Below are 22575 nucleotides of genomic sequence, written 5' to 3' on the forward strand. Positions count from 1 at the left end.
CTAAAACGGTTAAAAATCCTGTTAGCAACAGGAGAAATATATTCGCTGTTGTCACTTTCATTTTATCTTTAACCTGATTACCTGAAGGAAACCTATGCCGGCCTCTGCGATAAGAAAAGTGTTGTACTTTGTCTGGTTTCAGACTATCTGGTTTCTGGCTATTCTTTACACCTCGGAGCATGTCGCCATTATCGGGCTACTTATTGCCGCGTTTTTCATCCTGTCTCCCCGTAAAAAAACGGACCTGATAATGGCTGCAGGGATTGCCATTTATGGCTGTGTCATTGATGGCGCGTTGCTCTGGTCAGGATTTTTTGCATTCAGTGACTATGAAGGTTGGCTGATACCTATATGGCTTATTTCGTTGTGGATTGCCTTTGGTTTAATGTTGCGTGTCAGCCTCGATTACTTACAGGGCAGATATGCTCTTGCTGCAGTGTTGGGCGCCGTGTCAGGTCCGCTGAGCTATTACGCCGGTGCACAGGCAGGTGCCGTTGTATTTCCGGCTGATACGGTATTAACCCTCGGCATACTCAGTGCACTATGGGCCGTTACGGTTCCGCTTGGTCTCTACGCAGATGCCTTTCTCAACGGCCGGGAAGGCAAAACCGCTGCTGGGAGCTGATTGCAGCCGGGACGACAGGGTAATGAGACCAGACATTCGTCAGTCCAGTCATCCGTACTACTGAATTGCTTCAGTGACCTTGTGTCCCCGCGAACCCAGCAACGTTTTTATGCTGTTAACTTGTTGACCCTTTTTCAGGTTCACAACAAGTGCGTACTTCTTGCGCTTTATGGCCGATCTGACAGTTTCTATAATTTCGTGCCGGTCAGGACGTAATCCTGTCAGTCCTGCGATGAACAGCCCGATAAACAGTCCCGGACTGATTAGCGCGATGTACGTGAATAAGGGATTGTTTTTAGTGAGTGCCGGTCCGAACTGGACGAGCAGAGCCGCGACAATTAAGCCGGCAACAAGCCCGGCAAAGCCCAGCTTCAGGTGAGACGACCATAATGTTTTGCCTATTTTACTACTGACTCTTTCCAGTTTCTCACTGAAATGAGGGTCCATAGGGTTTATCAAAGTAATCTGATCTTTTTCAACTGCGGTTTCAGCGATAACAGACGCTATCGAATTTAGCGCATCCTGCTGTGAATCATAGACAGCAGCTACCTGAATGTGTTCAGCATGTACAATCGCATGAATGTCAGTCAATGTAGCTTTGTTACTCATATTTCTTACCTTTACGTTCCTTTCAGAGCGGGATTAAGAGAACACGTGTCACGCTTAAACTATTTCTTAACACCGGACCTGATTAATATATTCAAATACTCATGGTCAAACAGATATATTCAAACTTTATTCCTTTTTGCAGGTTCTTGTTTTTATTGTACTTACTTAAGTGCTAGAGAGGTGAATATAAGATTTTCATGGTTTCGTCTGAATAATTTTCGTAACTACTGAAAATTATTCAGACTCATCAACCAGTGTTTCCGCAGTGTTTCCGGCGACAAAAAAACGTACGCCAGCGATATGAGTTGCCTGCAAGCATCACGAAGGAGTCTGGCTTTTTATTTGCTTAGGGTTGTTAAAGGGCGCACCAGAGCATCCATCTTTTTTTAGACCGGACTGTAACATGGAAAAAAGTGAATTAAATATTGTGCGTCAGCGCAGAGGTAAGGGCTTCAGTTATTGCTACGAGAGTGGCAGGCAACTGCAGGATAAGCGCAAGCTTAATCGCATCCGTAAAATGGTGATTCCTCCCAACTGGCGTGATGTACACATTGCGGGTGACGCTTCCGCACCTCTGCAGGCAACCGGTATCGATGCAAAGGGTCGCAAACAATATATTTATCACGACAACTGGCATAAACAACGTCAGCAGGAAAAATTTTCGAAACTCAGCGACTTTGCAGACGCTTTACCGGAATTCCGGCAATTCTGCTGGCGTGCTGTAGACACTAAAGGATGGTCCCGCGAAAAGAGTCTGGCCCTTGTTTGCCTGATGTTAGACCACACGGGTTTGAGGGCAGGTAATAAGGTCTATTCTGAGCAAAACAGTACCTTCGGATTAACCACATTACGCAGGCAGCATCTTGAGAAAGAGGGTAAAGCGGTGTCGCTGAGTTTTACCGGAAAGCACGGAAAGGAGCGTCATGTAGATATCTCAGATCCAAAATTAGCCAGCCTGGTGTGTGACAGTGCGCAGGCGCAGGGTTACGCAATTTTTCGTTACACCGGTGATGATGGCCGCTGGCAGGACGTTGACAGTGGTGACGTGAATGCCTTTATTCACTCCCGTCTTGGCGATGATTTTTCCTGCAAAGATTTCAGAACTTGGGGGGCATCCCGTTTCGGTCTTTTGTCACTGCCGGATGTGGAGAATTTGTATCTGCAAAACCAGCGCCGGCGCTGGGATACGACTTTTGTTAAGCACATTGCTTCCATGCTCGGCAATACGCCCTCAGTGTGCCGGCAATATTACATTCACCCGAAACTAATTTCTCTGTGTGAAGAGGAAGAAAATCGTCAGCAGACTCTGATGGAGATCGAAGGGATATTGGAAAAGAATAAACCAGGCAACAAGCTCACTTCGGCGATTGAACAGCGTCTTGCTCAAATTATTGTGTCATAAAACTGTCAACTTGCTGAACAGGGTAGTTTTAATCTGAAAAACAATTTTTAGCGTATAACTGGCATGAATTGCTGTGTCTGATAGCTAAGCTAATTTATTTTTCTGTTGCTTATATGTTCTAAAACAATGATTTGAATTTTCTTTTATTGTTGGAGTGTTGCTGAATCCGGTAATGAAGAAATTGGCAGCAAGAAGCCGTAAAGTCAGTGTTTCAAATAATTAGACTTGAAGGTAATTGCGTTTTTTTGCTATAGTTAGAACTCAAATTAATTGGTCAGGTAAACAAAACGGCGCATGCGGCGCCTTTTTCTTTATCTGTTTAAAGTAAGGAGCTGAATACCGGTTATGCAATTTGAAGGCTACATCTCTTTAGCCCTGTATTTTCTGGCAATGCTGGGAATTGGTTTATTTGCGTACAGGCAATCTACCAGCGATATCTCAGGATATATTCTCGGCGGCCGGCAGGTCAGCCCTCAGGTTACAGCGTTATCAGCAGGCGCCTCAGACATGAGCGGCTGGATGTTAATGGGATTACCGGGAGCGATGTATTTATCGGGATTTGATGCGCTTTACATTGCTATCGGTCTGGTTGCCGGTGCACTGGCTAATTACCTGTTGGTGGCACCCAAACTGAGGGTTTACACAGAAGTAGCAGATGACTCACTGACTGTGCCCGAATTTTTCGCGAAACGGTTCGGTAAATCCGACGCAAGAGTACGAATTGTTTCTGCTGCCATCATCGTGATGTTTTTCACGCTTTATACGTCTGCTGGTCTGGTGGCCGGGGGCAAGCTGTTTGAGAGTGCTTTCGACGTACAGTACCAGTGGGGATTATTAATCACGCTGGGCGTGGTTGTATCCTATACTCTACTTGGTGGTTTTTTAGCCGTCAGCATGACCGATTTCGTTCAGGGATGCATTATGTTTGTCGCTCTGGTACTCGTACCGGTTGTTGCATTCACAGAGTTTGACAGTATTGCACAAATGAATAATGCAGCTCATGAGTCGATACCTGGCCTGGTCGCATCCTGGGAAGGCGTCACTTTGATTGGACTGGTGTCCAGTTTGGCGTGGGGGCTGGGATATTTTGGCCAGCCGCACATTATTGTACGGTTCATGGCAATCCGGTCAGTAAAGGCAATTTCTACTGCCCGGAATATTGGTATGTCGTGGATGCTGGTAACAATCACAGGTGCACTGGGAACGGGGTTTGTCGGTATTGCTTATGCTAATCAGTTTGGCCTTGCGATTGACGATCCGGAAACAATATTTATTGTGTTTTCTCAATTATTGTTCCATCCGTTAATCAGCGGTTTTTTGATGGCAGCAATTCTCGCTGCGATCATGAGTACGATTTCATCGCAGTTGCTGGTATCGGCGAGTTCACTGACTGAAGACATTTATCGTGTGGTCAGTAAGAAACAGGTGAGTGAATCAGACACCGTGAAAATTGGACGTTTTGGTGTAGCAGGGGTTGCGATAGCAGCGTTGCTACTGGCACTGGACTCGTCGAATACAATTTTGTCTCTGGTGAGCAATGCGTGGGCAGGCTTTGGTGCAGCCTTCGGACCATTGGTATTGTTTTGTTTGTATAAACGTGACCTGACACATAACGCAGCGCTGGCTGGTATTATCAGTGGTGCGGCAACGGTATTGGTCTGGATTTATGTTCCTGTCCTGGAAGACGGGAAAACACTGAGTAGTGTTATTTACGAAATTATCCCCGGGTTTGCTGTAAGCACAGTAACACTGTGGTTGTTCTCCGCTATGGGCAAGGCCCCGTCGTCTGAAGTATCGGCGATGTTCAGCGAAGCGAACCGGGAACTGGCGAATCAACAATCTTAAGGTAAATTGATATTATGATACGTAAAAATTGGAATCGCATTGTCATTAAAGTCGGTAGTGCTTTAATTTCACCGAACCGCAAAGGCTGCAGCAGTCACTATCTGCTCAGTATTGCACAGTTCATTGTGAAATGCCGTGCGATGGGAACACAGGTTGTGCTGGTATCTTCAGGCTCAGTAGCCGCAGGTGCACATCAGTTCCCTGATGGAGAACGTACCGATATTACTGTGAAGAAGGCGATGGCCGCAGCGGGTCAGACAGAAATGATGGCTACCTGGGACCGGTTATTTGACTTTCCTTCGGCACAGATGTTGCTGACACATGCTGATTTACGTGACCGTGAGCGTTACGTGAGCATCCGGGACACGATTTTCAGTCTGCTTGATCACAACATTCTTCCTATCGTAAATGAAAACGATACGGTAACAACAGACAAGTTGAAAGTTGGCGATAATGATAACTTATCTGCGATGGTAGCAGCAGCTGCTGATGCGGATGCATTAATTATTTGTTCTGATGTGGATGGTCTTTATGATAAAAATCCGCATACCAATGATGATGCATCTTTACTGTCGGAAGTTGAGCATATCGATCAGCAAATTTATGACATGGCTGGTGGGGCTGTTGAAGGCGGTGTGGGTACTGGCGGCATGCGCACGAAAATTGAAGCAGCAGAGAAAGCGGTATCGCATGGTATAGATACTTTCATTATTAATGGTTTTACCGAGCTTTCGTTTAATATGCTGCTGGACGGAAAAAATCCGGGTACTCACTTCATTGCTCATGAGAAGCCGATGGCAGAAAACGAGCACTGGATGAGACACACAACCCGCGCGCAGGGTGAGGTGATCGTAGAAAGTGAATTTGCGCCGATCCTGTCTGAAGATGCAGAATCGCTGACCAGCAAAGAAATTGTGGACGTTAAAGGTGAGTTCTCGGTGGGAGACACCATCATCGTCAGAAAAGATGACGGGACCAAACTGGTGAAGGCACGCTCGAATTACAGCAGTTGCCTGCTTAACTTTATCGCCAATCAGGAAAATGATGAGTTTGCGTCGGAGTTTGAAGAAAAAACCGGCCCCATCATTTCGAAAAAGAATTTAGCAAATCTGGAGAAAGAATGAGTTTAATTACGACATTAGCAAAAAATGCCAAACAAGCCGCACAGAAATTAGCGGTACTGGATGAAAGCACGAAGAATGCCGTGCTTAAAGACATGGCAGCGGCTCTCCGTGCTAATACAGCGTCAATTAAACAGGTCAACACTGAAGAAGTTGCACGGGCCAGAGAGAATGGTCTGGATGCAGCTATGATTGACCGTCTGACGCTGAATGATGAACGCATTGAAGCCATGGCGGAAGGCATTGAAGTGATTATTTCGCTGGACGATCCTGTCGGGCAGGAACGTGTTATCGGTACCCGTCCGAATGGCATTGAAATTAAGAAAATGCGTATCCCGTTAGGCGTAGTGTGCATGATTTATGAAGCACGACCTAATGTAACGGCTGACGCTGGTGCACTGTGTTTTAAATCCGGTAACGGCGTTATCCTGCGTGGCGGTAAAGAAGCACTGGATACCAGTCTGGCAATTGCCGGGTTATTGCAGGATGTACTTGAAAAGCACGGGTTACCGAAAGAGTTGATTAGTGTGGTTCCTGATCCGGACCGTGCGTTAATGCAGGAGTTGATGGAGCAGCGTGATTACATTGATGTCATTATCCCGCGTGGTGGTGAAGGGCTCATCAACTACGTAACGGACAACTCTAAAGTGCCGGTAATCCAGCACTTCAAAGGTGTTTGTCACTTATACGTAGATAAAGATGCTGACCTGGATAAAGCTATGGCGCTGCTGCTGAACGGTAAAACACAGCGTACCGGTGTGTGTAATGCACTGGAAGGTCTGGTGGTGCATGAGGCTGTTGCCGGTGACTTTTTACCTCAGGTAGCGAAAGCCTTTGAAGAGCACAATGTGAAAGTGCATGTAAATGACAAAGGTGCGCAGTACTTCAATAATGCAGATGTTATTGCTGATGATGCTTTTGGTGAAGAGTACCTTGGACTGGAAATCGCCGTACGTGTGGTTGAAGACTTCGATGCCGCTATTCAGCATATTGCTGATTTCGGCAGTAACCACACCGAAGTTATTTGTACCGAAAACGCTGATGCAGCGAACTACTTCCAGCGTGCTGTCGACGCCTCAGTTGTGATGGTAAACGCTTCGTCACGTTTTTCTGACGGCAGTCAGCTCGGGCTGGGAGCAGAAATTGGTATCGCAACCACTAAATTGCATGCCTATGGCCCGATGGGTCTGGAATCGCTCACCGCTGAGAAATTCCTCGTTAACGGAACAGGGCAGGTGAGATCGTAACTTTTCACTGGTCCGCATTGTACTTATAGTACTGAATTGCGATAATCCAAAGCACCGGGCAACAGCCCGGTGTTTTTTTATGTTAATCCGGTTCTTACGTAGGTTTTATGATAGACATCAGCGTTGATTTTCAAGCCTGGTGGCAACAGGTTGCCGATTTTTCCCAGTCCCACAAACTGCCGGCGTCTGCAGTCCTGATCATTGTTTTTTTGCTGACTAAACGTGCCATTTTACGTTTGCTTAAAAAACGCAGTAAAAAAACCGGCGAAGACAGACGTCATTCCATCAACATCATTGAACAGTTGGGTAACGCAACCTTACTGGTGCTGTTGATCATGGTATGGTCCACCGAAATCCAGAACCTCGCAATCTCCATTGCTGCTTTTATGGTGGCCATTGTTTTTGCTACCCGTGAATTCATTCAGTGTTTTATGGGATTTATTTATTACCTCGGCGCCCGGCCGTTTCGCGTGGGTGACTGGATTGAGATGAATAATATTCGTGGTGAAGTGGTGGAAATGGACTGGGCTAAAACCGCGCTGCTGGAAGTCGATCCCGAATCCCATACCTACACCGGTAAGCATTTGTATATTCCGAACAGCCAGCTGGTTACCCAGCCAATCAGAAATCTTAACTTCCTGCGACGCTACACCCTGCACAGTTTTACTCTGGTCATGGAGCCGGAGACGAATCCCTATGCAATTCTGCCTGCTTTTAAAACCCGGACGCTGAAGCATTGCGAACATTTCCGTGAAGTCGCCGGACGTTATAAAAGTTTAATCGAACGCCATATGGAAGCGGAGTTTATTGATATCGATCCGGATATCGCAATTGAAACCAATCAGTTTGCTAAATTGCGCATCACCGTGTCTTTGTTCTGCCCCATTGATGAAGCCCATACGTTGCAGCAAAAAATATCAGAAGACTGGATGGCGCTGTGGCACAGTGAAATTGCCACAGCCAATCGCCCGTCCGGCAAAACGGTAGCAGAGGAATAGCGCTATACGCCTTCCTGCCAGTTACGCTGTCGTGAAAAGTGACTGCTCAGAAAAGCCATCTGGTCAGCCAGAATACGCCGGTTCATCAGGTAGAAACGTTCATAAAGATTTGGCCTGAAAGGAACGGCAAGTAACGGCATGTCAGCTTCTTCCGGTGTACGGGCTCCCTTGGCGTGATTACAGCGCCCGCAGGCTGTGGCGACATTCGTCCATTTATCCTGACCACCACGGGATCGTGGAATGATATGGTCGCGGGTGAGCTGGCCGGGGCTGAAGCGCTGACCGCAATACAGGCATAAATGATCATCCCGGCGGAAAAGATAACGGTTACATAACGCAATCTTTCCGCTTACATCAGTCACTTTTCCGTCGCAGGCAATAATGCTGGATAACGTCAGTTCGCTCCGGATTCCGGCATTATTCCAGCCACCGTGCAGGGTACAGGCGGTCGCACCAAGTTCGAACAACACTTTGTCCTGACAATAAAGCCTTGCAGCCTCTTCAGGCAAAACCCATTCCTGTGGCATACCCGCTTTGTTGAGTCTTAATACCAGCATCAGGGACATCTCCTCATGTGTGACTCTTATAGCATACTGCTTTATATTTCAATATGATGAAAAAGTAATCAATTGCCAAGTTTTTTTGTTGTTTAATTCGCCTGCAAACAGCAAATCAAAAAATCTTTGCAGTTTAAGGAGATAAATCCGGCAGTCAGCGGCTTTCAGGCATTTGATAATGGCATTAGGTAATTATCGCGGCTATACTATGCGCCGCGTTCAAAAGCGAATATATATATTAAAGAAAATAAAGGACAAATAGTGACTCCTATTACTCATTCTTTTCAGTATGGTCAGCATACTGTAACTCTGGAAACTGGCGTTATCGCGCGTCAGGCAACTGCAGCCGTCATCGCCAGCATGGACGATACCTCTGTGATGGTAACTGTAGTTGGTAAAAAAGAAGCGAAAGCCGATCAGGATTTCTTCCCGTTAACGGTTAACTATCAGGAAAAAGCTTACGCTGCCGGTAAAATCCCGGGTGGCTTTTTCAAACGTGAAGGCCGTCCTTCAGAAGGCGAAACACTGACAGCCCGTCTGATTGACCGTCCAATCCGTCCACTGTTCCCGGAAGGTTTTTTCAATGAAGTACAGGTTGTTGTTACCGTACTTTCTGCGAACCCTGAAATCCCGACTGACATCATTTCACTGATTGGTACGTCTGCGGCACTGGCTATCTCCGGTATTCCTTTCAACGGTCCTGTTGGTGCAGCCCGTGTTGGTTACAAAGATGGTGAGTACATCCTGAATACACGTTTCTCTGAGCAGCCTGAAAGCCAGCTTGACCTGGTGGTTGCCGGTACTGAAAGTGCTGTTCTGATGGTTGAATCTGAAGCCAGCGTACTGTCTGAAGACGTCATGCTGGGTGCGGTAATGTTCGGTCACGAACAGTCGCAAGCGGTTGTTGAAGCTGTTAAGTCTTTTGCTGCTGAAGTAAATACTCCGGCATGGGACTGGGCGCCTAAAGCTGAAAACACCGAACTGAAAGCGAAAGTAAAAGAACTGGCTGAAAGCGGCATGACTGCGGCTTACCAGATATCTGACAAGCTTGAGCGTAAAGATGCGGTAACTAAGGTTACTGAAGAAGCGCTGGCTCAAATTCTTGAAGCGAATCCTGAACAGGACGCGAAAGAAGCGTCTGACCTGCTGCACGATCTGGAAAGTGACGTAGTACGTTCACGTATACTTGCTGGCGAGCCACGTATCGATGGTCGTGAGCCTGCTATGGTTCGTGCACTAGACGTAGCGACTGGCGTACTGCCACGTACTCACGGTTCTGCTGTTTTCACCCGTGGTGAAACGCAGGCACTGGTTGTTGCCACTTTAGGTACAGAACGTGACGCACAGATGATTGACGAACTGCAGGGCAAGCGTGACAGCAAGTTCATGCTGCACTACAACTTCCCTCCATACTGTGTAGGTGAGACCGGCATGATCGGTTCTCCTAAGCGTCGTGAAATCGGCCACGGCCGTCTGGCGAAGCGCGGCATTCAGGCGGTTATGCCTTCTGAAGAAGAATTCCCGTATGTAGTACGTGTGGTTTCTGAAATCACTGAATCTAACGGGTCATCTTCAATGGCGTCTGTATGTGGTACGTCTCTGGCCCTGATGGATGCCGGTGTACCAATTAAAGCGTCTGTTGCGGGTATCGCAATGGGTCTGGTTAAGAGCGACGAAAACTTCGTAGTTCTGTCTGACATTTTGGGTGACGAAGATCACCTGGGTGACATGGACTTTAAAGTCGCCGGTACTAACGACGGTATCACTGCGCTGCAGATGGATATCAAGATCGAAGGTATCACCAAAGAAATTATGCAGATTGCACTTAAACAGGCAAAAGAAGCCCGTTTACACATTCTGAGCGTAATGGATAAGGCGATCACCGGTCACCGTGAAGAGCTGAGCGAATTTGCTCCGCGCATCTACACCATGAAGATTGATCAGGACAAGATCCGTGACGTAATCGGTAAAGGTGGTGCGATGATTCGTTCTATCACTGAAGCGTCTGATACCAACATCGAAATTGAAGATGATGGTACTATTAAGATCTTCGCGACTGAGCGTGCGAAAGCAGATATCGCTATCGGCATGATCGAAGGCGTAACGGCTGAAATCGAAGTGGGCAAAACCTACAACGGTAAGATCACCCGTATCGTAGACTTCGGTGCATTCGTAGAAGTACTGCCTGGTAAGGAAGGTCTGGTTCACATTTCACAAATCGCTCACGAGCGTGTGAACAAAGTGACCGACTACCTGAAAGAAGGCGAAATGGTTGACGTGAAAGTCATGGAAATTGACCGTCAGAACCGTGTACGTCTGAGCATCAAAGAGCTGCTTGAAAAGCCGGCTCCTGCAGAAGCAAAAGAAGATAAAGGCGAATAAGCTTTTATTTTCACCTTGTTGAAAAGGGCGCTTCTGGCGCCCTTTTTGTTTTTTACCTGTCCGTTGCCGGCTCGCCGGTGCACACGGATAATGATCAGGAGTGGAATATGACCAGCGATGAACAGACCAGAATTGAAGCAGCAACCTTCCGCCGGTTACTGAAACATCTGGATGATAATAAACAGGTGCAGAATATCGACCTGATGATTCTTGCGGATTTCTGTCGTAACTGTCTGGCTAAATGGTACAGCAAGGCAGCGGCAGATGAAGGTGTTGACGTAGACTACGAAGCGGCCAGGGAAGCGGTTTACGGTATGCCTTACAGCGAGTGGAAGGAAAAACACCAGTTGCCGGCTACCGCTGAGCAGCTCGCAGCCATGGAAGCGAAGAAAAAATAGAAAACGGCCGGCAGGCCGTTTTTTATGCGTGTTCTTTATCAGCCTGTAAATTACTGAAACGAAAAGCATGGGGCAGTAAATCGCCAACAGTATAGGTTTCTGTTTTACCGTCGTCAGTCACCAGAATCACCGGTGTGTCATCACCTGCAAACTCAGCTATTTTTTGCCTGCATCCGCCACAAGGGAAGCAGAAGCTGTCATTGGGACTGGCTATTACAATGGCCTTAATTTGCCGGGCGCCTCCTGCAATCATTGCTCCGATGGCTGTGGCTTCTGCACACTGACCAAGCGGATAAGCCGCGTTCTCTACATTGCAGCCGGCAAAGATACTGTCACCGGTGGTGAGCACGGCGGCACCTACATGAAAACCGGAGTAGGGGGCATGGGCATGTTGCTTTGCTGCCTGGGCTGTTTCTTTCAGTTGTGTTATTCTTTTATTTTCCATTACATCTCTCTGGTGGCTCAGGCTTTACTTTTTTTACCAAATCGGCGATGGTGTCAGCCATCGGATGACTGTCAGGAAGACAGTTTGCCCGCGCCACGTCATTTTCATAGCGAGTGAATCCATTTTTAACATGCGTAAAGTCATTAGTCTCATCTTTTTTTCTTATCTGGCGGTCTCTGTGTCCGGCTGTGCCAGTTCACAACAAGCGCAACCTAAAGGTGAAATGGGGAATCTGTTACTCGCAGAACCAGCGCCGGTCAATCCACGCTCTCAAATGGCAATTGCGCGGTACAATCAGGTACTGGCGAATGCGACTATTCCCGACGGGGATCGTGCTGAGTTACTTTATCAGCGCGGTATGTTGTACGACAGTGTCGGCCTGGCAGGTCTGGCGCAGTATGATTACACGCAGGCTTTGCAACTGAAGCCGGACATGGCGGAAGCGTATAATTCAATCGGTATTCATTTTGTGCAGCAGCTGGATTTTATTCAGGCATACGAAGCATTTGATTCGACCCTTGATATCGATCCGGAATATGACTTCGCATTTTTAAACCGTGGTATTGCACTGTACTACGGCGGTCGCGCTGATTTGGCCATCGACGATCTCACTACTTTTCAGACCAAAGACGAAACAGACCCTTTCAGAGTGTTGTGGACATTCTTTGCCAAACACGATATCGATCCGGTTGATGCCAGGGCCTGGCTGGTCGCCGTGCGGCCGGGGCTTAATCCCGGACACTGGGCGGTGAAACTGGTTGATTTGTTTTTAGGCACATCCAGTGAAACGGCGTTACTCAATTCGCTTATCGAAGGCATCTCCAGCCAGAAAGAGCTGACAGATCGTCTTTGTGAGGCTTATTTCTATCTCGGTAAATACCATAGCGCGCTGGGAAACAAGGGGATCGCTTCAAATTATTTCAAGCTGGCTCTCAGTACCAATGTGTATGATTATGTGGAGCACCGTTATGCCAGAATTGAGCTGAACCGTTTGCGCCATCCCGCTGACGATACTGAATAACCCGAATCCTGTATGCGTGGATTTATCGTAGCACTGCTGGCTATATTGCTGGTAGGGTCTGACTCAGGTCGTGATACCCGTCAACTCCTTCACAATGCAGAGTCCGCATCGAACCCTGCTTCACTGTTATGGCTGGCAGCCTCAAACGGCAGCGGTGTAGCAGAAGACCGCCTTGTGGCCTGGGCCACTATGCAGGGTTCAGCGTTCTGGCTTAATAAGCTGGTTGCTCTGGATAACGCCGATGCGGCCTGGGCACTGTATCAACTGGTCGGCGATGATGCGAAAAGTGACCGGTTGATGAGTCTGGCTGCTATCGGCAATGTGCCCGAAGCTCAGCTGGCCTTCGCCATGACGACGGATGACCCGGTAAAACGGGAAACCTGGCTTAAACGGGCCGCCGGACAAGGCTATTTGCCGGGTCAGGCAGCACTTGCTGACTGGTACTTACTGCATGCCCAGCCGGAAGAAGCGAGACCGTGGCTTCGTGTAACCGCTAATGATTATCCGCAAAGTGCCTTTCAGTATGGCAGATTGCTGTGGGCAGACGGTAAACGTAAGGCTGCCGGTAAATGGATTGCTCAGGCAGCTGACAGCGGTCATGAAATGGCGGGGAAGGTCAGACGTATTCTGTCAACCTATTCGCCTTACAGCGCAGCCTCAGTGCCGGCTAAAGCCAGAACGGATGAAAGTTGCAGCCAGAAAGTAGGTCTGTTTGCTACTTCGTTATCGACCATCGTAAAAGCCGATGAAATCGTAACAGAATTCCGCAAAGACAAGCGCCTGCAGTCACTGGCAATTTGCCTGGATGCGCCGGTGTGGCTCACGGATGACAGTCTGAACTGTGGTGGCGACTGGAAAGGACAGGGACGCCTCGGCTGTGATGTAAGGCCTCTAGCCAATGCGGTGGAAAAGCGGGGATTAACCCATGCTGTGATTATTGCAGAGCAGGGTAAAGCCAACGTAAATAACGGTGTAATGTTTCTCGACCTGATTGACTCCTATGCGGTTTTTGTTCATGAGCTGGCGCACTTTGCCGGATTTGTTGATGAATATGCGCTGGGGAAAAATGCCGCCAAACGGTACTGCGGCAGTGGGGATGCACCAAATCTGATTTTCGACGGCAAAATTACCTATTCACCTCTCTCCACACTGGATAACTGGCGGGCATTGCAGCCCGGTGCCGGGATCTGGCCGGCACAAAGCTGCGCCCGTTCCGATATCCGTGCCTATAAACCTTCCGGGCATATTACCTTTCTTGAACACCATGACAGCGGGGATATTCCACCAATTTACATGGCTTTGTGGCGCCAGCAACTTACCCGCCCTGAAGCGCAGCGTCCGGTATACATGAATTTGTTTCAGTCTTTTCAAAAGGCAGGGCAAACCCGCAAGGCCGGAAAATGGCTGGATAAATACAATGACTTTCTGGGAGCAGGAAGGGGAGACCCGGAAGAAACGGTTCCTGAAGAAGACGACGAGGAACCGTTACCGTTTTAAAACTGTTTTCAGCGGCTTTGTAAATCGGGCTTCAAACGTTCAACCCACATGGCGGTGGCACCACAAATAGCCACCGGCATAACGATAAAGTTCACCAGCGGGATAAGGGAAAATAAGCTCACACCCACGCCGAAAGAGAAACACAGTGTCTTATGTTTTCCCAGGTGCGCCCGCATCACCTTAAACGGTACTTTATGGTTGTCGTAGGGATAGTCACAATACTGAATGGCCATCATCCACGCATTGAACATAAACCATAACACCTGGCCGATGACAGGGATAAGCAGAAATAGGATTAAAAACACAATGGCTCTGGGGATGTACCAGATTAATTTGGCAAATTCTCTTCCCAGCATCCGTGGTACATCTTTAATTAAGTCCAGCAGACCATCATCGCCGATTGACTGACCAGTGAGGTGACGCTCAACTTTTTCGGCCAGAATGCCGTTAAAAGGAGCCGCTATCCAGTTAGCCAGGGTACCGAAAACCAATGCAAATATCAGCAGCACTGACAAGACTGCAAGAGGCCACAGGAAAAAGCTGATCACACCACGAAGCCAGTCCAGCCATTGCGGGATTAAGCTCATCAGCCAGCTAATGCCTTCTCCTATTTCGCCGAACAGAAAGTAAAATGCCACGGAAAAAAGCAGCAAATTAACCGTCAGCGGGATGAATACAAACCGTTTCAGGCCCTTTGTTTTAATCAGTGAAAAGCCGGTCATAAAATAACTGAGTCCGCTTTTATTTTGCATTACATCTCCTGAAGCTGCGCTTGAAATTGGGTTCTGAACCGGATTCAAATTGCCGGGCCAGTATGCACATGCAGTATACCTGTATCCGCATGCGGTGAGAAAACCCAATTGTTACAGCGTGTGAGTTTTGATAGAGTCAGCGGATAAGAATAATTTTCCTTTGCGCTGATCACCGGTAACCCGTTATTTATGCTGCAATTTCAGGCATTCTTCAGCTTGGCTGATGGCAACTTAAATCTCCTTTTCCCTGAGAGGTTTTTGTGCGCCTGAAAAAAATTAAGCTGGCTGGGTTTAAGTCCTTTGTCGATCCTACCACCATTCCTTTTCCCGGTGATATGACAGCGATAGTCGGACCGAACGGCTGCGGTAAATCCAACGTGATTGATGCGGTACGCTGGGTGCTGGGGGAAAGTTCAGCAAAAAATCTCCGTGGCGACGCCATGACGGATGTCATATTCAACGGCTCCTCAGCGCGAAAACCTGTCGGTCAGTGTTCAGTTGAACTGGTTTTCGATAACAGCAGCGGTCGAATTGGTGGTGAATTCGCTCAGTATAATGAACTGGCCGTGAAACGGCTGGTAACCCGCGATGCCCAGTCTCTGTATTTTCTTAACGGCACCCGTTGCCGCCGGCGGGATGTAACCGATTTGTTTCTGGGAACCGGTCTCGGCCCCCGCAGTTATGCCATTATCGAACAGGGCATGATTTCCCGTTTGATTGAGTCAAAGCCGCAGGAGTTGCGGGTATTTATTGAAGAAGCTGCCGGCATATCAAAATACAAAGAGCGCCGCAGGGAGACTGAAAACCGCATCCGGCACACACAGGACAATCTTGAGCGTCTGGAAGATGTGCGGGGTGAACTTGGCCGGCAACTGGAAAAGTTGCAACGTCAGGCGGCTGCCGCTCAACGCTATAAGGCCCTGAAGGCCAGTGAACGGAAATTGAAAGGTGAGCTGTCTGCCATCCGCTGGCTCAAACACACGCAGCATATTGAAAAGATCGAAGGTGAACTGGCAAAAGAACAAAATGAGCTGGATGCACTGATTGCACAGCAGCGTGGTGATGAGGCCGGTATCGAGAAATACCGCACGCAGTCGGAAGACATTAAGGCGGCACTGGATGACGTTCAGCAGGCTGTGTTCACCATTTCCACGCAAATTACCCGCATTGAACAGAACACCCTTCACAGTCAGCAGCGTGACAATCAGATTTCAGCTGAACTGGAAGAGCTTCATCAGCGCCGTGAACTGTTAGCGGCGTCGCTTCAGGAAGCTGAGCAGGCACTTGAGAAGGCTGATATGTCTCTTGAACAGTCTGAGCCTGAACTGCTGATGTTAGAAGAAACGATCTTCCAGGCTGAAGAGCGGGCTGAATCTGCGGAATCTGCGTTAAGGGACTACAACCGCAAGCGTCGTGAACAGGAACAACACTATCATTCTCTTAAGCAAAAGGTGCAGGGTTTACACAGCCAGATCCAGTCGGTGACCAGTATGCAACTGCGCACGACACAGCGCATCGGTGAATTGAATGATGAGCTGGCGGCACTGGATTATGACACGTTGAGTCAGCGTCTCGAAGAAGCGCAGGCTGAGCAGGAACTGGCCGCAGAAAAATCCGCTATTGCTGAAGATGAAGTGATTATCAGTAAAGATGCGCTTAATGTCGCATCAGAACAATATCAGACGGCAACCGCTGCTCAGGCAGGTTGTCAGCGGGAACTGGACCAGGCGGCTTCACGTTTTGCAGCCCTTGAAGCGTTGCAGGAACTGGCGGAAGCTGAAGCAGGCGAACTTCCTGAGGGTGTTGCATTACTGTGGAAAAGTATCAGCGTAAAGCCGGGGTTTGAGGCGCTGATTGAAAAAGTCACTGTGTGGTTAAACGACCCGCTGGTGGCAGCAGAGTATCCAGTGGAAACCCTCATCGCCTCAGCAGAACATTTTCCCCAGGGGCACAGGATCCTGCCACTTCATACAGACAGACCACCTGCAGAGAGTACACTGGCGTCATGTTTGAATGACGGCTATATCCCGTCATTGTTTTACCGTATCCGCCTTGTCGCCGATTTGGCGGCAGCAAGGAAGTTATTGCCGGCTCTGGCTGCCGGTGAATCGGTAGTCACTGAAACCGGAGAATGGTTATCTGCAGACTGGTTGTTAAGAGGGACCGTACAGGAAGACAGTGCAGGTGCACTGCAACGTCATGGGCAAATGGCGAAATTGCAGAGCGAAATTGACAGCCTGAGTGAACAACTTGCAGAACTTCAGTTTCAGGCAGACAGTGCCGCAGAAGAAAAAACACGGGCGGAAGATCATCTTGAAATCACCAGGCAGGCACAGGTGCGCTCTGCTCAGCAACAACAGCAGGCTGCACATCAGGTAGCCATGCTGAAGCAGGAAGTTGCCCAGTTAGCCTTGCGGCAGCAAAAAATCCGCGATGAACTTACCCGGCAACAGCAGACTCTGGCCGGGGATGATGAGCAACTTGATACATTGACGGCTCAGCTTGAAGTGCTGGAAATGCAGTTGATGGATGCGGAGGAAGAGGAGCAGAATGCTTCGTCAGAGCGGGAAAGGTTCGAGCACGAACAGCAGGATGCGAGGCAGTCTGCAGATCAGCAGAAATCCCGTAAACATCAGCTTGAACTGTCTGTACAGCAGCAGCGAAATCAGCAGCAATTATACCGCGAACAGGTAACGCGTAACCAAACCCAGCTGGCTGAATACCGTCAGCGTGAAGACGCGTTAACACAGGAAAAACAGTCCCTTAGTCAGCCTATGGCGATGCATGAAGCACAACTTGCGCAATTACTCGAAGACCGCGAAGTGCAGGAAGCATTGCGTATAGACAAGCAGAATGCGTTAAGCGATGTGGAAGCTCTGCTGAGGGAAGCGCAGCAGGGGCATCATGGCGTAGCTGTAAAAATTCAGCAGCGGAATACCGTTATTGACGGGTTAAAAATTGATATCGAAGGCGCCCGTGTAAGGGCCATGTCGGTACTCGAATTATTGCAGGAAACCGGCCAGTCTCTGAAAGAAATTTTACCGGAACTGGATGACACTGCTGATGAAAAGAGCTGGCAGCAGGAACTGGAAAAAACCACCGCAGCGGTTTCCCGTCTGGGGGCGGTGAATCTGGCGGCCGTGGAAGAATATGAGACGCAGGCGGAACGAAAACAGCATCTCGATACGCAGTTTGATGACCTGGTATCTGCGCTGGATACGCTGCAAAGCGCTATCCGTAAAATAGACAAAGAAACCAAAACCCGTTTCTCAGCAACCTTTGAACAGGTGAATGAGGATCTGAAACAACTCTTTCCTAAGGTATTTGGCGGCGGCTCTGCCTATCTGGCACTGACAGATGATGATCTGCTTGAGACCGGTGTGACAATTATGGCCCGGCCGCCCGGTAAGAAAAATAGTACAATTCACCTTTTAAGCGGTGGAGAAAAAGCGTTAACCGCTTTATCATTGGTGTTTGCAATTTTCCGGTTGAATCCGGCGCCCTTCTGTTTACTTGACGAAGTGGATGCGCCGCTGGACGATGCCAACGTGGGGCGTTTCTGTAAACTGGTATCAGAAATGTCAAAGTCGGTGCAATTTATCTATATCACCCACAATAAGATTGCGATGGAAATGGCAACGCACCTCACAGGTGTCACTATGGCAGAGCCAGGGGTTTCCCGCATGGTTGCCGTAGATGTTGATGAAGCCATGGCCTTCGTCGAAGCATAACAAAGGGCGAACGAATTAAATGGATGAACTACGTTTATCACTCCTTATCCTGGGTACCTGTTTTATTATTGGCGTGCTCGCCCATGGTATCTGGAAGATCAGAAAAAATAACAATGCGACCAAGAAAGAGCGTATTGAACCCGGCCAGTGGCAGGATGACAATTCAGAAGAACAGGACGACTGGTCTGCAGAGCAGGGCGACGATCATAAAGGTTATGATGATTTAGGTCTGGGAGCGGTAAGAGTGGTTTCCTCTGCCAAACCTGTGGCAGACACCGGCGACGATAAAGAATCTGAGCCGCCAGTCTCCCGTCCCGTTAATGAAGATGCGGACGAAAAGACGGTTTCGAAGCCGGAACCGCAGGCGCAGGCAACCAAGCTGTATGGTTCAGTGGTGACTAACCCTAAACCTCATATGCAGGGTAGCCGGCATGTTGCGCCGGAGCAGGCAGACGACGATCCCATCCCGGATCCGCCTGAGTTTCTTATCCGTAAAGAACAAAAAGCCGTCGCAGATGAACCGCAGGCTGATGATTTTACGCTGGATGCCCAGCAAGCTGAGCCGGCAGTTAAAGACAATGCGTCTGACGAACAAAGCTCAGACCATGACATCGATACTGACAGTAAGAAAGTTGCTAAGAAACGGGGCTTGCTGCGTCGTCGTCAGGAACCGAATTTCGGTGATGACCAGATGAGAATTGATTTCGACGACAGTCAGAGCCAGCCGGCTGCAGAGTCCGGCGCTGCTCCTTCAGAGGATGTGGAGCAGGAGGTGCTCGTTGTTAATGTGCGGGCTCAGGACGACACACCCATTTCAGGTGCCGCATTATTGCCTTTATTACTCACATTAGGGTTTAAGTTCGGTGATCAGGATATTTTCCACCGCCATGTGAATTCAAATGGTAAGGGACCTGTACTCTTCAGTCTGGCCAATATGTTCAAGCCGGGGGTTTTCGATATTGATAACCTGGAGAACTTTACCACTCAGGGTGTGTCATTATTCATGATCCTGCCCATCGACGGGGTTGATGCCCATCAGGTATTTAACATGATGCATAATGCAGCCCGGAAAATTGCTGACGAATTCAATGCGCAAATTCTGGACGGTCGCCGCAGTGTACTGACCAAACAGGGATTGCAGCAATACATGGAAAAAATCCGCGAATTTGAACGCAAGCGAATGATTACCCGCCACTGATCCATCAGCGCTGTTACCCTGCTGTAGCAGCGCTTTGCAAGAGACACTTTATGTCAACAGATAAAGCCTCCGTTGCCAGTCGTATAGAGACACTGCGTGACACTATCACCCGTTATAATACCCAGTACTATGTGGAAGATGCTCCTTCTGTACCTGATGCTGAATACGACCGGCTCATGCAGGAGTTAAAATCGCTGGAAGCCGCCCATCCTGATCTGCTGACAGCGGATTCGCCGTCACAGAAAGTAGGTGGTGCGCCTCTTGCCGCCTTTGAGCAGGTTACCCACGAAGTTCCTATGTTATCGCTGGACAATGCCTTCGATGAAGCTTCACTGAACGCCTTTGAAAAACGTATTGGTGACCGCCTGAAAGACCATTCAACACTGATGTTCAGTTGTGAGCCTAAACTGGACGGTCTGGCTGTCAGTATTCTGTATGAAGACGGTGTGCTTGTGCAGGCTGCAACACGGGGTGACGGGCAGACAGGGGAAAATATCACGCAAAACGTCAAGACCATCGGTAATGTGCCTCTCCGCCTTAAAGGTAAAGATCTCCCCGCCCGTATCGAAGTGCGAGGTGAAGTCTTTATGCCAAAGGCCGGCTTTGATGCACTTAATGAACGGCAACGTGAAAAGGGCGATAAAGTCTTTGCCAATCCCCGTAATGCCGCTGCTGGCAGTCTGAGGCAACTGGACAGCCGTATTACTGCAAAACGGCCACTGATGTTTTACGCCTATTCACTGGGTGTCGTTTCACCACAGGACTTCGGACTGGAAGATACCCACAGCGCACGGCTGAAAACACTGGGGAGCTGGGGACTGCCGTTGTGCCCTGAGGTCGATGTGGCTGAAGGCGCGAAGGGTTGTCTGGCTTATTATCAGCGTATTCTTGAGCAGCGTGAGCAGTTACCGTACGACATCGATGGGGTGGTATTCAAGGTTGACCGCATAGACTTGCAGCAAACACTGGGTTTTGTGGCCCGCGCTCCCCGCTGGGCAATTGCACAGAAGTTTCCTGCACAGGAAGAAATGACACGCTTACTGGATGTGGAGTTTCAGGTTGGCCGGACCGGCGCTATTACACCGGTGGCTCGCCTGGAACCTGTGTTTGTGGGCGGTGTTACAGTATCTAACGCCACGCTCCATAATCAGGATGAGATACAGCGTCTGGGTGTCAAAGTGGGTGATGTTGTGGTTATCCGCAGAGCCGGTGATGTGATACCACAGGTTGTTTCTGTGGTTGAGGCAAAGCGGCCTGAGGATGCTACGGATATTATATTCCCTGCCAATTGCCCCGTGTGTGATTCTCATGTTGAGAAAGCTGAGGGCGAAGCCGTAGCAAGATGTACCGGAGGACTGGTATGTGCTGCACAACGCAAACAGGCACTTAAACATTTTGCTTCACGCAAAGCTTTCGATATTGACGGCCTGGGCGATAAGCTGGTTGATCAACTGGTGGATGCCGGACTGGTGAAAAGTCCTGCTGAATTCTTTCATTTGTCGTTAGGTGATCTGGTCAGTCTTGAACGGATGGCAGAAAAGTCAGCTTCGAATTTGCTTACTTCACTGGAAAAGGCTAAAACCACCACCTTGCCCAGATTTCTTTATGCTCTGGGGATCAGGGAAGTAGGCGAAGCGACAGCGTCGAATCTGGCCACACATTTTAAAGATCTGGATGCGTTGTTTGCCGCAGACATTGAAGCCCTCAAAGAAGTGCCGGATGTGGGTGAAGTGGTGGCTACACACATTTATCACTTTGTGCACGAAGATCATAACCGTGCCATTATTGATGATCTTGTCGCTGCAGGTGTGAACTGGCCGGCTATTCAGGTTGCAGATGCAGGGGACTTGCCTCTGGAGGGCCAGACCTGCGTACTGACCGGTACCATGACGGCCATGGGACGCAATGAGGCAAAAGCATTGCTACAGCAACTGGGGGCGAAAGTTGCCGGTTCGGTGTCAGCGAAAACACACTTCCTCGTAGCCGGAGAAAAAGCCGGCTCAAAACTGACCAAAGCGCAGGATTTAGGCGTTGATGTGTGGGATGAAGAAAAGCTGCTCAGTTTTCTTCGCGAACATAATCTTTCCGGCGAATAAATTAAAATCTGCCATCAGTTTGCCGGTGTTGTGATACCGGCAAGCTTTTGTGCGGACCTGATTTGCTAAAATATTTTGCCGACAGATCAGTGAAGACTGTTAATTCCGGTTTATGCTTTTGAAGCCCGTTGTTTGCGGGCTTCTTTACGTGCATTCCATGATTTTCTCACAGAAAAACGCCATATCCAGTTGAGTCCGAAATACCCCAGCAAACCAAATATGACTGAACAGATCCCGCAGCCGACGAGGAAGGCCGGGCCGATGGTGCTGATACTTTCAATTATCCATTTCCAGCTGAACTGCAATTCAAAGTGTGTGGGCTCTGTACCCAGTACCGTTGTACCTACCTTGTAAGCACCGTAAAAAATTGGCGGCATGGTAAACGGGTTCGTGATCCACACGGTTGCTACAGAGAGGGGGAGGTTTGCACGGAAGGGAATAGCAGTGGCGGCAGACAACCACATTTGAAACGGAACAGGCCAGAAAGCGAAAAACAAACCAATACCAAACGCGTTAGCTGCTGAACGACGGTTCAGATGCCACAGGTTCGGCTCATGCAAAACTGTGCCGAAGATCCGTAGCGCACGATTGTGCTTTATCGTTTGATGGTCTGGTAAAAAACGTCGTATAAATTTTTTTGGCATAAACCGT

18 protein-coding genes are annotated in these 22575 nt (G+C 48.8%); 13 read left to right on the plus strand and 5 right to left on the minus strand.

All coding sequences use genetic code 11. The annotated features are described in order from the left end of the window. Nucleotides 1–94 precede the first annotated feature (94 nt). Nucleotides 95–625, plus strand: a complete 531-nt coding sequence (locus ACXAGC_RS17415; protein WP_474845797.1) for a DUF2878 domain-containing protein — start codon at nt 95–97, stop codon at nt 623–625. Between the two features lie 57 nt (nt 626–682). On the opposite strand, the gene ACXAGC_RS17420 is transcribed toward ACXAGC_RS17415, so the two are convergent. Continuing rightward, nucleotides 683–1234 carry a hypothetical protein gene (locus ACXAGC_RS17420; protein ID WP_474845799.1) on the minus strand — a complete coding sequence of 184 codons (552 nt, stop codon included), beginning with the start codon at nt 1232–1234 and terminating at the stop codon, nt 683–685. Nucleotides 1235–1637: 403 nt separating this feature from the next. Between ACXAGC_RS17420 and ACXAGC_RS17425 the strand changes: the two genes are divergently transcribed. The 5 genes from ACXAGC_RS17425 to ACXAGC_RS17445 all read left to right on the plus strand — a co-directional run bounded on the left by ACXAGC_RS17425 (nt 1638) and on the right by ACXAGC_RS17445 (nt 7847). Next, nucleotides 1638–2636, plus strand: a complete 999-nt coding sequence (locus ACXAGC_RS17425) for a DNA topoisomerase IB (protein ID WP_474845801.1) — start codon at nt 1638–1640, stop codon at nt 2634–2636. A gap of 345 nt (nt 2637–2981) precedes the next feature. After that, entirely contained in the window at nt 2982–4481 is a 1500-nt protein-coding gene (gene putP / locus ACXAGC_RS17430; RefSeq protein ID WP_474845803.1) for a sodium/proline symporter PutP, read from the plus strand. A 14-nt stretch (nt 4482–4495) separates the two neighbouring features. Continuing rightward, entirely contained in the window at nt 4496–5605 is a 1110-nt protein-coding gene (gene proB / locus ACXAGC_RS17435) for a glutamate 5-kinase (protein WP_474845805.1), read from the plus strand. Further along, nucleotides 5602–6849 carry a glutamate-5-semialdehyde dehydrogenase gene (locus ACXAGC_RS17440; RefSeq protein WP_474845807.1) on the plus strand — a complete coding sequence of 416 codons (1248 nt, stop codon included), beginning with the start codon at nt 5602–5604 and terminating at the stop codon, nt 6847–6849. The genes proB and ACXAGC_RS17440 overlap by 4 nt, the downstream gene beginning before the upstream one ends. A 110-nt stretch (nt 6850–6959) precedes the next feature. Continuing rightward, nucleotides 6960–7847, plus strand: a complete 888-nt coding sequence (locus ACXAGC_RS17445; RefSeq protein ID WP_442858461.1) for a mechanosensitive ion channel family protein — start codon at nt 6960–6962, stop codon at nt 7845–7847. A 2-nt stretch (nt 7848–7849) separates the two neighbouring features. Here ACXAGC_RS17445 and ACXAGC_RS17450 read toward each other — a convergent pair whose 3' ends face one another. Then, nucleotides 7850–8404: an HNH endonuclease gene (locus ACXAGC_RS17450; protein WP_119501225.1), complete on the minus strand. Its 555-nt coding sequence runs from the start codon at nt 8402–8404 to the stop codon at nt 7850–7852. 261 nt (nt 8405–8665) lie between these two features. Here ACXAGC_RS17450 and pnp point away from each other — a divergent pair, with 261 nt between their 5' ends. Together pnp and ACXAGC_RS17460 are read left to right on the plus strand one after the other, a co-directional pair. Further along, nucleotides 8666–10786: a polyribonucleotide nucleotidyltransferase gene (gene pnp, locus ACXAGC_RS17455; protein ID WP_474845809.1), complete on the plus strand. Its 2121-nt coding sequence runs from the start codon at nt 8666–8668 to the stop codon at nt 10784–10786. Between the two features lie 107 nt (nt 10787–10893). Then, a complete protein-coding gene (locus ACXAGC_RS17460; protein WP_119501227.1) occupies nt 10894–11184 on the plus strand; it encodes a DUF1244 domain-containing protein in 291 nt (96 codons plus the stop codon). Between the two features lie 22 nt (nt 11185–11206). On the opposite strand, the gene cdd is transcribed toward ACXAGC_RS17460, so the two are convergent. Continuing rightward, complete coding sequence (gene cdd / locus ACXAGC_RS17465) at nt 11207–11650, minus strand: cytidine deaminase (RefSeq protein WP_474845977.1); 444 nt, start codon at nt 11648–11650, stop codon at nt 11207–11209. A 109-nt stretch (nt 11651–11759) separates the two neighbouring features. Here cdd and nlpI point away from each other — a divergent pair, with 109 nt between their 5' ends. Beyond that, nucleotides 11760–12650: a lipoprotein NlpI gene (gene nlpI, locus ACXAGC_RS17470; protein WP_349586015.1), complete on the plus strand. Its 891-nt coding sequence runs from the start codon at nt 11760–11762 to the stop codon at nt 12648–12650. A 12-nt stretch (nt 12651–12662) separates the two neighbouring features. Further along, nucleotides 12663–14147: an SEL1-like repeat protein gene (locus tag ACXAGC_RS17475; protein WP_474845812.1), complete on the plus strand. Its 1485-nt coding sequence runs from the start codon at nt 12663–12665 to the stop codon at nt 14145–14147. 8 nt (nt 14148–14155) lie between these two features. Here ACXAGC_RS17475 and cysZ read toward each other — a convergent pair whose 3' ends face one another. Next, nucleotides 14156–14899, minus strand: a complete 744-nt coding sequence (gene cysZ / locus ACXAGC_RS17480) for a sulfate transporter CysZ (protein ID WP_474845814.1) — start codon at nt 14897–14899, stop codon at nt 14156–14158. 260 nt (nt 14900–15159) lie between these two features. On the opposite strand from cysZ, the gene smc reads away from it, so the two are divergent. Genes smc through ligA form a run of 3 tightly spaced genes read left to right on the plus strand, consistent with a single transcriptional unit; the run spans nt 15160 to nt 21924 of the window. Continuing rightward, complete coding sequence (gene smc, locus ACXAGC_RS17485) at nt 15160–18630, plus strand: chromosome segregation protein SMC (protein WP_474845816.1); 3471 nt, start codon at nt 15160–15162, stop codon at nt 18628–18630. Between the two features lie 19 nt (nt 18631–18649). Further along, entirely contained in the window at nt 18650–19828 is a 1179-nt protein-coding gene (gene zipA / locus ACXAGC_RS17490; RefSeq protein WP_474845818.1) for a cell division protein ZipA, read from the plus strand. Between the two features lie 50 nt (nt 19829–19878). Then, nucleotides 19879–21924, plus strand: coding sequence for an NAD-dependent DNA ligase LigA (gene ligA, locus ACXAGC_RS17495; RefSeq protein WP_474845820.1), 2046 nt, complete (start codon nt 19879–19881; stop codon nt 21922–21924). A gap of 110 nt (nt 21925–22034) precedes the next feature. On the opposite strand, the gene ACXAGC_RS17500 is transcribed toward ligA, so the two are convergent. After that, nucleotides 22035–22568 (minus strand): DUF2062 domain-containing protein, encoded by a 534-nt coding sequence (locus ACXAGC_RS17500; RefSeq protein WP_474845822.1) that lies wholly within the window; start codon nt 22566–22568, stop codon nt 22035–22037. Nucleotides 22569–22575 lie beyond the last annotated feature (7 nt).

This window comes from Alteromonas sp. AWJ4_197, from assembly GCF_056160285.1.